General features: G+C 42.7%; 10 protein-coding genes. 9 read left to right on the plus strand and 1 reads right to left on the minus strand.

Annotated features, from left to right (window positions below):
• Window positions 1–44 precede the first annotated feature (44 nt).
• The 7 genes from dapA to leuA all read left to right on the plus strand — a co-directional run bounded on the left by dapA (window position 45) and on the right by leuA (window position 7,216).
• Entirely contained in the window at window positions 45–944 is a 900-nt protein-coding gene (gene dapA / locus C9J03_RS23245) for a 4-hydroxy-tetrahydrodipicolinate synthase (protein ID WP_044620677.1), read from the plus strand.
• 15 nt (window positions 945–959) lie between these two features.
• On the plus strand, window positions 960–1,361 hold the full coding sequence (locus C9J03_RS23250) for a cupin domain-containing protein (RefSeq protein WP_044620678.1): 402 nt from the start codon (window positions 960–962) through the stop codon (window positions 1,359–1,361).
• Window positions 1,351–2,616 (plus strand): hypothetical protein, encoded by a 1,266-nt coding sequence (locus C9J03_RS23255; RefSeq protein WP_044620679.1) that lies wholly within the window; start codon window positions 1,351–1,353, stop codon window positions 2,614–2,616. The genes C9J03_RS23250 and C9J03_RS23255 overlap by 11 nt, the downstream gene beginning before the upstream one ends.
• Window positions 2,613–3,050, plus strand: a complete 438-nt coding sequence (locus C9J03_RS23260) for a VOC family protein (RefSeq protein ID WP_044620680.1) — start codon at window positions 2,613–2,615, stop codon at window positions 3,048–3,050. Before C9J03_RS23255 ends, C9J03_RS23260 begins: the two co-directional genes overlap by 4 nt.
• A gap of 63 nt (window positions 3,051–3,113) precedes the next feature.
• Window positions 3,114–4,286 carry a hypothetical protein gene (locus C9J03_RS23265; protein WP_044620681.1) on the plus strand — a complete coding sequence of 391 codons (1,173 nt, stop codon included), beginning with the start codon at window positions 3,114–3,116 and terminating at the stop codon, window positions 4,284–4,286.
• Between the two features lie 3 nt (window positions 4,287–4,289).
• The gene (locus tag C9J03_RS23270; protein WP_052829572.1) at window positions 4,290–5,372 is read left to right on the plus strand and encodes an oxidoreductase; all 1,083 of its coding nucleotides are present in this window, start codon (window positions 4,290–4,292) and stop codon (window positions 5,370–5,372) included.
• 143 nt (window positions 5,373–5,515) lie between these two features.
• Entirely contained in the window at window positions 5,516–7,216 is a 1,701-nt protein-coding gene (leuA, locus tag C9J03_RS23275; RefSeq protein WP_044621832.1) for a 2-isopropylmalate synthase, read from the plus strand.
• A gap of 89 nt (window positions 7,217–7,305) precedes the next feature.
• On the opposite strand, the gene C9J03_RS23280 is transcribed toward leuA, so the two are convergent.
• Window positions 7,306–9,519 (minus strand): glucosidase family protein, encoded by a 2,214-nt coding sequence (locus C9J03_RS23280; protein ID WP_044620682.1) that lies wholly within the window; start codon window positions 9,517–9,519, stop codon window positions 7,306–7,308.
• Between the two features lie 334 nt (window positions 9,520–9,853).
• Between C9J03_RS23280 and C9J03_RS23285 the strand changes: the two genes are divergently transcribed.
• A complete protein-coding gene (locus C9J03_RS23285; RefSeq protein ID WP_044620683.1) occupies window positions 9,854–11,404 on the plus strand; it encodes an MFS transporter in 1,551 nt (516 codons plus the stop codon).
• Window positions 11,405–11,588: 184 nt separating this feature from the next.
• Window positions 11,589–12,563 (plus strand): glycoside hydrolase family 117 protein (locus C9J03_RS23290; RefSeq protein ID WP_107291754.1); only part of this gene is annotated, 975 nt, incomplete at its 3' end.

Genomic DNA, 12,563 nt, shown 5'->3' on the forward strand with positions numbered 1-12,563 from the left:
GATAATTAATTTCGCCTTAAAAGTATAGAAAGTTGGAGATGGAAATGATAAGTAATAGTACTAAGCGGTTTATTGGTGCATACACAACGATAATTACACCATTTGATGAAAAAAATAATATTGACGAGGTTTCATTGAGAAAGCTGGTTGAGTTTCAAATCTCCTCTGGGGTCAAGAGGATATGTCCAAATGGTGTCACGGGTGAAGCCGCAGCGTTAACTGATGAAGAAAAAATACGAGTGACTGAAATCGTATTTGATCAATCCCGTGGTCGTGCAATGGTAATTCCGGATATAGGAACTGAATGCCTGCAGAGAACGATAGACTTAGCTCAAAGAGTTGAAAAAATTGGTGTTGAAGCTGTGTTAGCTTTCACGCCATACTTAGATCCACCGACAACACGAGGTATGAAGGAATACTTCTTAGCACTGGCTGATTCAATTTCTATCCCTTTGATGATACATAATCTGCCGGGCCGGACCACAATTGATATTAGCCCCCAAACGGTGAATGAGTTGGCAGAGCACCCAAGAATAATAGGCATTAAAGAAGGGAATCAAGATATGGTTAGAATGGGTAATCTAATCTCCCTTGTTAAAAATAAAGATTTTGTCGTTTTAAGCGGAAATGATTTCATGGCTTTATTAACGCTCTTACTCGGTGGCCATGGGCACATATCAGTAGCCGCAAATGTTATTCCTAGGCAAAGTATTGCTATTGTTGATGCTGCACTCAACAACGATTTTGTTACTGCGAGAGATTTATATACTAAATATCATGACTTCTTCAAAGGGATCTATTTGTCAACAAACCCTATTGCATTGAAGTCAGCCTTCAGCTTGATCCATTTTGACGTTGGGAACCCACGCCTGCCTCTGACACCACTGGAAGAGAGTAAAGAGGATGAACTACGTCATCTTTTGACGCAGTGCGAGTTAATCTAACCGGAGGAACGTATTGTGGGTTATAAAGAAATTAACAGGGAAATTGATGTAAAAAGCGTTTATGATGGAAATGTTGTTCGCGCTCTTTTGTTTTCAAGCGAAAATGAGCCTAATCGCCATATTGTAAGAAGTGCCTTAGCTATTGCGAAATCACAAAAGGGTGGAGAGTATCATTTTCATCCAGATACAGATGAAGTCTACTATATTATAGATGGTGAAGGTGTCGTTGAGTTAGAAGATAAATCTATTTCGGTATCTCCGGATAATTGCATAAATATCCCCAGAAATACAAAACACAGAATTAGGTCGATCGGTAGAAGTGATCTTAAGTATATCGCTTTTCATATTGCTGATGCTGACTTTTATGGGGCTGTTGTTCATCAACCTATAGATAATGATGTATCAGATGGAAAATAGTATTGTTATATTAGGCGCAGGAAAAGCTGGTTATTTACACTTCAACTCATATTATAAGCTTTATAAGTCAAATGTATTAAATATATCAAAAGTTATAATTATTGATCCTAAGGGAGAGCCTGGTATTGATTTGCATAACCTTTTTACTAAGGAAAATATCAGTCCTAAAATATATAAAAGCTTAGAGCTCGTCGAAAAAGATATTGAGAGACTCGATCGAAGTAATACCATTATTGATTTATGCTTACCAAGCGGTGTTTTATCTGATGAATTTCTGAATTGGTATGATTATGGTTTTAGACGTTTTATACTTGAAAAGCCGTTTGTCAATTTGAACAATGATGACCAACTAGTTTCGGATAGAATAAATAACGCAAAGGTTATTATGATGAAGAACTATCTTCATTCAAAAGTTCATCATACGGTTAAAGATATTATCAATAAATTTTCCTTAGACCCATTAGTTAGTGTCACTAATTTTTCAAAAGACAGGCGTTTCGATTCGTCATCAGGAAGAGCTTTTTCAAATTCAAGAACTCCCTCTGTTTTTGAAATTGAAATTCCTCATCAAATATATCTCTCTGAAGATTTATTTGGTGATACAGATAACTTTTTACTCGTGAAAAGTGAAGATATGCTTGTTGGCCATGAGAAAATACCTAACCATGGTGTAGGTGTTGTGGTAGGAAAACATGAATGTGGGAGTATTAGTATAAACTACTCAAACTTGCAATATCACCGCGTAACTAGGAGTCTTGATATTATATTTAAGGATCAATTTTACTTACACGCAATTTATGCTCCAATATGTGATGAACTATCAGATGTCAAAGCTGGTGTTATTTTAAGTAAGGCGAGTAATGTGTTAGAAAAGCACCTTTTTGTAGGTGGTGACGATAATATGCTGGAAATGCTAAAGTTTGCATATCTTTCTCAAGTGCATGATGATATTTATGCATTTTCTACAGGTGCAGATGTTATATATTCATCAGATAAAATGAAAGAAGTTATCCAAAAAGGATGCGACGTTTACCAACCGGATAGAGTAGATAATATCTCTGACTTAGATTTACTACAGCGTTGGGTTATAGATTCATTTAGAAATGACTTTGAGCCCTCAAGTAATAGTTTTATTTCATTCATTGAAGATATTAAGGTTGAACATTTTTCTAATCTTCTTCCTGCTATGGCATTAACGAATGGTGAACTGGATACCTTTTCAAATGTGAAGTTTAAAAGGAGAGAAATAGCTTGAAGTTTAAACATGTAGCTATCATATGCGAAGATATTGATTTAGTCCTTCAATTTTATGTTGATGTGTTTGATATGAATGTTGTGAAAGATATTTTTCTTGATTCGAAGGAATTTTCAAAGGGGATTGGTGTAAAAGGTGCTCAAGCTCGTACAGTACATTTATCTTTGCAAGATGATGACTTTATTTTAGAGTTGACCCAGTACCAAGAAAGCATCTCCAGTGGTGTGGATAGCTATGCAAATATGTTTGGTATTCGTCATATTGCCTTTTCCGTGGAGGATATTTATTCATTATGGATAAAACTTGAGGCTCTGGGGGCCGAGCTGATATCTGAAGAGCCTGTCTTTATAAAGTCTTCATCAGAGAGTTCAGGTCTTTACTTTGGTTATTGCAAAGATCCCGAAGGGAACATTATTGAGTTCATTGAAAATTAATATGACTGATATTTATTATAGTCGTATTAAGTTCAATATGACTAAAGTGAAAAGGAATTAAAAATGAGCAAAATGGAAATTTGGCCACTGGATTGGTACGAAGAAAATGATCGGGTTATTATCAGTGCAAACGTTGTGACAGAGGGTCAAGGCGAAGAGAAGCTATGGTTTAGTGTCCCAACTAAATTTTCTAATTATGTTACTAAAAAAGCGGACCCTTTGTTGTTGGCTACACTCTTTGTGGCCATGAGAAGAAAATCAGATCTGATCGTACATGGAGATGTTTCTTCAGACTTAATTGATAACTTGGAACTGTTCCAGTCGGCATGGGTTCATTGGCGCCCAGAAAGATACAGCAAAGTATCGATTCAAGCAGATAATGAAGTCAAACAGTCGCTACTAGCCAAACCTGCTCGGGCTATTCAAACTTTTTCTGGTGGTGTCGATAGTGCATTTACAACATTAAGACATGTTCGAAATCAAGCGGGGCGTGCAAGTAAGAACTTACAAGCGGCTGTTATGATCCATGGCTTTGATATCCCCCTGGATGAAGTTGATGTATTTGAGACGATATATCAGCGTAGTGCGCCAGTACTGAGTGGTGTTGATGTCGAGCTAATTAGCCTTAAGACAAACTTTAGGCAGTTATGGCATTCTGACCTAAAGTATTGGGAAGATGCTTTCGGTACCGGAATGGCATCGAGCCTGATGCTATTTTCTGGCCGTTTTGACTGTGGGTTGATTGCTAGCTCGGAACCTTATAATAGCTTGCTCCTTCCTTGGGGATCTAATCCTGTCACTGATTGGATGATGTCGAGTGACAGTTTTCAATTGATGCATGATGCTACAGAATATACAAGGAATGAAAAAGTCGCGGCAGTTGCAGAATGGACTGAAGGTGCGAATAACTTACGTGTGTGCTGGCAAGGGGAGAATAAAAGCCAAAACTGTTGCCGTTGTGAAAAGTGTATTAGGACAATTCTCAACTTCAGAACTGTCGGAGCGGAGCTGCCTAAAAGTTTTAGTCGTGATGTGACAGATGATCAGCTGCGTTCGCTACATGGGTTGGCTGAAGCTCATATCAATCCATTGCGCCAAATTCGAGAATATGCTCTCAACAATGGGGTCTCTGCATCGTGGGTAGAGGCTTTATCGGACTGTATTAGTAAGAATGAAGCAGCAATTGCTAAAGGCCTCAATCAACCTGGTGCGATGCCTTCAGTATTAAGTGAGTAAGTTATGAATAGCCCAAATAGCGAAGTGAAATGTTTTAACGAAGGTATATGGGTAAAAGGGCATTACTTTAGAAACCGGTTAGGCTTTGCTCCAATGAGCCGATTATCCTCACTGGAGGGGATCCCAAGGCAGGATACACTAGACTTGCTCATCAGACGTGCCTCGTCTGGTATTTCAGTTGTCTATACGGAAGCTATTTTATCCGATCAATGCTCAGCCCAAGGATTGCCTGGTCAGTCATTGATTTCGACGTCTGAGCAGGTAATGCTCTGGAAAAAAACGGTCAATGCTGTTCATGACGCCGGGGCTATTGCAATCGCCCAACTCAACCATTGTGGTAGGCTTGCATTACCCGAATTCAATCCTGCGGGAAAGGTTATCGGGCCTAGCTCAATTGCTGCTCCACAGATTGAAAGAACGTCTGGAAGACCTTATCCCCCCCCTGTCGAAATGAGCCTGAGTGATATTGAACAGGTGATTGAGGGGTTTGTAAAATCGGCCAAGGCCGCGGTACAAGCTGGCTTTGATGGAGTAGAGGTTCATGGTGCGCATGGCTATTTGCTCCATCAGTTTCTGTCTAAACAATCGAATCAGCGTGAAGATCAGTTTGGGGGGAATATTGTTAACCGGTGCCGAATGATTCGACATATCCTTGCCGCACTAAAGCAGGCAATTCCAGATAGTTGTTTGTTATCTTTCAGACTCTCAGACTGTATTGGGGCTGATAATAGCGATAGTGCTTTTACCGATATCGAAGAATATCAGTCAATAATTAATGAGCTATCAAAAGAAAGTGTTGATGTATTATCTTTAGCAACTCACAATTTTAATGCCAAGGCATGGAACAGTGACCACTCTCTATTAGAGATCACTCGCAAATTATGGAAGGGCCCTTTGTTTGTCGCCGGAGGCGTTTATGATAAAGAAACGGCTAATGCTGCATTGCAGAATGCTGATCTTGTATTGGTAGGGAAGTCATTACTGCTTAACCCCAATTGGTACCATTTTGCAAATGCGGGTTGGCCGCTAAAAAAGCTTACAAGGGAAAATTCAAAAGTGGCGTATGGTGAACTAATACTAATTTAGAATGTTATATAAACCTTGCGTTATAGACTGAAACTTAATCCTTGCTTATGTGATTACGAAAACGAAAATATCGTCTTTTTGATAAACGAAATCTTCCATAAGAAATTAGTAATAGAAAGTCAGTTCAGGGAAGTATGATAGATATGAATATGTATAAAAAACCACAGGTTAAATACCGGCAATTTCCACCAGTTAACTTACCTGATAGACAATGGCCAAACAAGGTATTCACTAATGCGCCAGCATGGTGTAGCGTTGACCTGAGAGATGGAAACCAAGCATTGATCAACCCCATGGATTCAGATCGTAAAATGCAGCTTTATGATGTGTTGATTCGCTGTGGTTTTAAAGAAATAGAAGTGGGCTTTCCATCTGCATCAAAAATAGATTATGACTTTATTCGAACAGTAATAGATGAAGGTCTTGTTCCAGAGGATGTTTCTCTGCAGGTGCTTACACCTGCGCGAAATGAACACTTGGATAAGACCTTTCAATCTCTGCGCGGAAGTAAAAGATCGATCGTCCACCTATATAATTCAACATCTACTGTTCAGCGCAAGATTGTTTTCAAAAAAGACAGGAAAAGTATTATTCAGCTAGCGCTGGATGGTGTGTACCGTGTTCTAGACAATGTCAGTAAGTATCCTGAAACGGACTGGGTGTTAGAATATTCTCCTGAGAGTTTTTCCGGGACCGAATTGGACTTTGCGCTTGATATTTGCGATGCGGTATCAGATGTCTGGTTGTCTGAGTTTGGCTCAAACATTATCGTTAATCTTCCTGCTACCGTTGAACTTTCTTCTCCAAATATCTTCGCAGATCAAATCGAATGGATGAGCCGTAATTTGGCTTTTCGAGATAAGACGTGTTTGAGTATTCATACCCATAATGACAGGGGAACCGCCGTCGCCGCAGCCGAATTAGGCCTGCTTGCAGGTGCCGATAGAGTGGAAGGGACGTTGTTTGGCAACGGTGAACGAACAGGTAATGTTGACCTTGTTACTTTGGCGTTGAATCTATATTCGCAGGGTATTTCCCCGAATCTTGATTTTTCTGATATTGAAGCAATATCACGTTCGGTTGAACACTGTAATCAGATGCAAGTGCACCCTAGGCACCCGTATGCAGGAGAGCTAGTTTTCACGGCCTTTTCCGGTTCTCATCAAGACGCGATCAAGAAAGGCTTCACGAGCCAGCAAAGTGACAGTCTTTGGGAGGTGCCTTATTTGCCAATTGACCCTGCGGATATCGGCAGGAATTACGAAAAGATCATTCGCGTGAATAGTCAGTCTGGGAAAGGGGGCATTTCTTACATATTACGCAGCGAGTATGGACTTCAGCTGCCAAGAGGGCTTGAGATAGAATTCAGCGCACACGTACAAGATATTGCCGATACGTATAAGACAGAGCTTACAGCAGACAATATCTGGGAGGCATTTAACACTGAATACCTTGAAGCAAGCACCCCGTTTTCTTTATTTGGTTATATGGAAAGGCAGAACGCGGATGGCTCTTGCCGGATTGAAGCGACTTTGCAACACAATGGTCAGGAGGTCATGATATATGGGGAAGGCAATGGGCCTCTTGCTGCATTTGTCCATGGTATGAACAGCACATTCGGGCAGAACCTATCTATTGTTGATTACAGTGAGCATGCGACAGACAGCGGATCAGAAGCCACGGCAATTGCTTATGTTGAGGTCAAACAAGGTAATGAGAAACAATTGTTTGGTGTAGGAAGTCACTCGAATATCACAAAAGCTTCACTGCTGGCTGTCGTCAGTGCAGCAAACCGCTTGTCAGGCGCCTCTGCTTGCTATTTGCGACACGAACAAGGTGGCTAGATGCAGTTTGATTAGCGTTTAATGCGAAGAGCCAGGGAGGTGATTAGACTTCCTGGCTCTCAATTTGGAACAAAGACGGAGATTGGTAGTTATCTGATGGATAGTGTTGCTGTAGCTTTTCCGTTTGCAGGCACGTTCACGATGACATAGCTCAAGATAACACCGTTGACCTTTTTCTTCTTCGCTTTCATTACTGTACCGTTCACTGTAATAGTGTCATGTTTGTCGTAGAAGCGCGCTTCCCACTCAAGAGGTTGCTCTGACGTGTTGGTCAAGCTGGTTTCTATTAACCCTTCATGTCGGATTGCCAGTTCGTGCTCACCCATTGGTAGGTATTCAACTTCTAGCCACTCGACATCTTGTGGCAAGTGAGAGGCCGTCACGACACGGTTTTGCGGCGCATTCGGCTCAATACCCATCAGTCCTTCAATGGTGTTGGAAATGAAGGTGAAGGAAATTTCCGGATAGTCGCCATTGGTGCCCTGGGTTGGGCGCTCGTGAGGCAGATCTTTCTGGTTGATGATGTAGTTCATCCATTTCCAGGCTTCCTCATTGCGATTATACGGGAAGTAGGTTTCTGGGATATAGGTGTAGGCCTCGATGTTGTATGGCGCTTCAGGCGTCGAGCCGATCCCCTCGCCGAGGTTATAGGAAATAAAATCGAGGTAGTTATTGTTGCGCTCTCCTGGTTCTGTGATGAGCTTCATCGGCATGAACCAGCTGTTTTCCTTGCCGAAATCGTTCAGGCGCAGGCCATCTTTTTGAATAATGTTGACGTAATTATCCAGTGGGTTGGCAGGGTCTTTAATGCTCCACTCTTCGTTGAAGAAGCGTTTGAGCTCAACGGCTTTTTCTTGCCATTCAGCAGCCAAGTCCGTTTCGCCTCGGGCTTCAAGCATGGCTGCGTAAGCAACTGTTGCCTGGTACTGCGAGCCAATGCCGTCACCCGCTTCGATTGGGAACTCACCGCGCTCGTTATAGGTGGCTGAGCCTTCAAAAATCCCGCCATAGCCTTCTGCGATCCCATTTGGCTCTTGGTCATCATGAAGCGCGATATAGTCAGTCAGTACCTTGGTGTAGAACTGCCAAAGATCAGGGTCGTAGATATAGCGATCATCACCAGTCCAGCGGTATTGTTCGAGGGCTTTTTCGACAAATTCGAATTGGGCTGGAACTTCACGAACAAAATAGTCGTCGTGGTGGTAATCGATAGTGTGCGGCGTACCATCGAAGTTGATCGCCCACAAGGTATACCACTTGCGCGGCTCGGTAGAGTGGCGGGCAAAGGTCTGGAACATAGATAGATTCTCTGCACCTAAACCTGCTAGCCAGCCACCGCTTGCTTGGTGAAGAAAATCTCTTGAATAGAAGGCGGTACGGTCGAAATACCCTGCCCAGTAAGAGGGGATATAGTTAGCGGTGCCGCTACCGTCGTTGTTGTTTTCGTCCCGGTTAACGAGGCCGCTTTGCCCGGTCATGACAAACTGCTTGGTCTTATCAATGGCCCAATTGAAGGAATCTTCCAGTGCTGTGTTAGATGAAGCGATAGTGACTTCTTTCTCACTTTCAATCGCGGTGACTGTCCACTTTTCTGCTTTGCCTTTTTCATTGATCACATGCACAGAAACTGGCTTGGTGAAGTCAACAATATCACCTTGTCGTATGCTGGTTTGGCTCTCTGGCGAAGCCAGTAAGTTGCTGATGGTTAGCTGGCTGAGATCCGTAGCAAAAGGGACGGTAAATTCTATCCGCTGTGTGTTGCGGTTGATTGTGGTGGTGCCAGATTGTTCCGTCACGTTAAACTGGACAATCTGATTGAATTTCGGTTGTTTGCCTTTCTTCGACTTGGTCAGTGAAACGTTATCAATGCTGACTGCACTTTTATCTGATCCCGAGAAAAATACCGATAGGATCTCACCTTGTTCCAGGGCGATATTTTTGATTTTGTTCAGAGAGTATTGTTTATTAGCCCCAACCTGTTTTGATAGCAGCACCTCTCCGTCCAAGTTTTTTAAGCCAAACTGACCGCCTTGCTTGTCGTTCTTGATGAAAGCTGACAAATCATAATAAGCCGTTTCTGGAACGGTAATGACTTGGCTGATGTGATGATCGGCACCAATTGCTATACGGCCACGGTAGGTGCCTTCGAAAGCGCCATCACTGCGAATATTTGAAAACCAATAACTCCAGCCCAGCCCTTTATCTTCAAAGCCCGGATTATGGATGACATTGTGTTCGCCGGCGTTAGCCAAGCCGCCCAGAAGGATACCTGAGAGTACTACTGCCAAAGATGTAGGTTTCATATTGACCTCATGTCTCGTTGTTGTCGTTTTGTTTTGGTTGGTCGCTATCTTGGCATGGTGATCTAGCTGAAATCGTCACGAATAATCACTCAGGTATCCCACATCCTAAGATCCTGTGAGCGGGTTAACGCTATCGGTTTCTGTGACAAGCTGCTCAGTTCTTGTTGGCAATTTATTCCTTTAACTCATCTTTAAAGCAAATGTGACTTGTATCGATGTTTTCTACTAATAGCTATGTCAGCATTTGCACTAAATATTACTAATATTATTAGTTGACGGTGATTAATTGCAGCTGATTAGTAACGGGTTTAGAAAATAGGTATCGAGGGGATGTATGAAAATGAGTCATGACCGACGAGTGACCCAATATGCGCTGATAAGTGCTTTCGGGGGATTTGTCTTCGGGTTAGATGCTGCCAATATCTCGGGAGTCGTACGTTATGTGACTGCCCAATTTGGTCTCAACAGTATGCAGGTGGGAAGTGTTGTTGGTATAGCGGGGATTGGTGCGATTGTTGCGCTGATGATCACTGGGACACTGTGCGATAAATATGGGCGAAAAAACGTCCTGCTTGGATTGGCGGCGCTTTACACCTTGTCATCAAGTATTTCTTCGCTGGCAGGTAGCTATGAGGTGCTGTTGCTGGGACGGTTTATTGGTGGATTGGCGTTTTGTTCGCTGTCAATTTCATCGATGTATATTGGCGAAATAGCGCCGGCTGACAAGCGCGGCAAATTTGTCTCTATAAACCAGCTGTTGATTACCATTGGTAGCCTTGTCGCTTTTATCGTCAACTACTTACTGGTAAAGAGCATAGGAGTGGTAGACCTTATTACTCCCGAGACAGTTTGGCGTTACATGTTGGGTTTTGAGCTTATTCCAAATGTCATTTGGATTGTGTTGCTGGTTAAAGTGCCGAAATCGCCTCGATGGCTGATTTCCAAAGGACGCATCACTGAGGCTCGTGAAGTGTTTAAAAAGATTGTCCCTGCCAATGAGGTAGAGCCTCTCATCATGAACGTTAGGCAAACAGTCGCTGGCGATAACAATAACTTATTTCAACAGGTAAAAGACTTGTTTAGTCGTCGTATGCGACTTGTACTGTTTATTGCTGTTACCTTTGCCATTACTCAGCAGGTCATTGGTATTAACGCGGTTCTTTTTTATGCACCAGTGGTATTTGAACAGATAGGAATGAGCGTCGAAAGCAGCTTCATGCAAACAATTTATGTTGGTATCGTTAATGTCAGCTTTACTATCGTCGCAATCTTGTTCATTGAAAAGCTTGGTCGCCGCAAATTAACTCTGGCAGGTTTAGCGCTTATTGTTATTGCCCATGGCTCATCCTGGTACGGTTTCCATAGCGCTACCTATCAGCTAAATGAACAGTCAGTTGTAAGCTTGCAACAGCAACAAATAGCAACAGAGCCTTTGTCAGTATTGGTGGATAAGCGTTATTCGTCCGATGTAGAGTTTAAAGCCGATCTTGCCAAACTTTATAGCCCGAATGAACTTCCCTTGGTAACAGGGCCGATTATCGAGGCAGCGATTAACATCAATGCAGCCTACGTGCTGTTTGGCATTTTTCTCTTCCTAGGCGCGTTCCATTTCTCTATTGGACCAATCATGTGGGTAATATTCTCCGAAATATTTCCAAATAAAATCAGAAGCATCGCAATTCCGTTTGCAGCCCTTATCACCAGCTTGACCAGCTATTTTGTTCAGCAGTTTTTCCCATGGCAGCTTGAACAATTCGGAGCAGGCAATACCTTTCTAAGTTACGGAGCTGTTGGTTTGGTCAGTTTGGTGGTTATGGTGAAAGTTTTGCCGGAGACCAAGAATAAAAGTATCGAGGATATCGAGGCCGATTTGGTAACCAATTAAGTCATCATGACAAATCCCTGCTTTTATGTAGCCGATGAGAGGGGAAAATGGGGGAGACTAACTGCGAAAGTGTGATCAATCTCAATGTAAGCTAATAATATTAGTGTATCATTTGGCTAATATTATTAGTAAATAAATTAATTAAACTCAGACATTCTGAGTTGCAGTAAAACGAGGAACAAACATGGCGAAAAAACTGAGTCTTGCTAGTCAGCGGGCTATCGAGCGGGGTTATGACCAGCGCGGGCCGGAGTGGTTGATTGAGTTTGATGTAGAACCACTAAAAGGAGACTTTGCTTTTGAACAAGGCGTAATTCGTCGTGACCCATCTGCGGTGATCAAGGTTGAGGGGCTTTATCATTGCTGGTACACCAAAGGTGAAGGTGAAACTGTGGGGTTTGGTTCGGCCAACAAAGAGGACAAAGTATTCCCGTGGGATCTGACTGAAGTCTGGCATGCAATTTCAGAAGATGGCGAGTACTGGCAAGAGCAAGGGGTTGCCATTGAACGCGGGCCGGAAGGATCTTATGACGACCGTTCATGTTTCACCCCAGAAGTTTTGGCCTATGACGGGCGATACTATTTGGTTTACCAAACGGTTCAGTATCCGTACCTAAATCGACAATTTGAACATATCGCAATTGCTGAGGCGGATTCTCCGTTTGGCCCATGGAAAAAATCTGATGCCCCAATTTTGTCACCGACAATGGATGGCGAATGGGATGGCGAGGAGGACAACCGTTTTATCGTTAAGAAGAAAGGCAGCTTTGACAGCCACAAAGTGCATGATCCATGTCTGATGTTCTTCAACGGTCAGTTTTACCTTTACTACAAAGGGGAAGCGATGGGCGAAGGAATGAACATGGGGGGCCGAGAGATCAAACACGGTGTTGCAATTGCTGACAATATCTGGGGGCCATATGAGCGTTCAGAGCTGAACCCTATCAGCAACAGCGGCCATGAAGTGGCGGTGTGGCATTACAAGGGCGGTATTGCTTCGCTTATCACCACCGACGGGCCAGAGAAAAATACTATCCAGTTCGCAGAAGATGGTCAAAATTTTCAAATTATGTCCCATATCAAGGGGGCTCCTGAGGCGGTCGGTATTTATCGCGATCCGAATCATGAAAATACTCAGCAGTCTCCGGGGTTGGGGGGG

Origin of the sequence: Photobacterium gaetbulicola (genome assembly GCF_003025515.1) — a bacterium.
Taxonomy (GTDB): domain Bacteria; phylum Pseudomonadota; class Gammaproteobacteria; order Enterobacterales; family Vibrionaceae; genus Photobacterium; species Photobacterium gaetbulicola.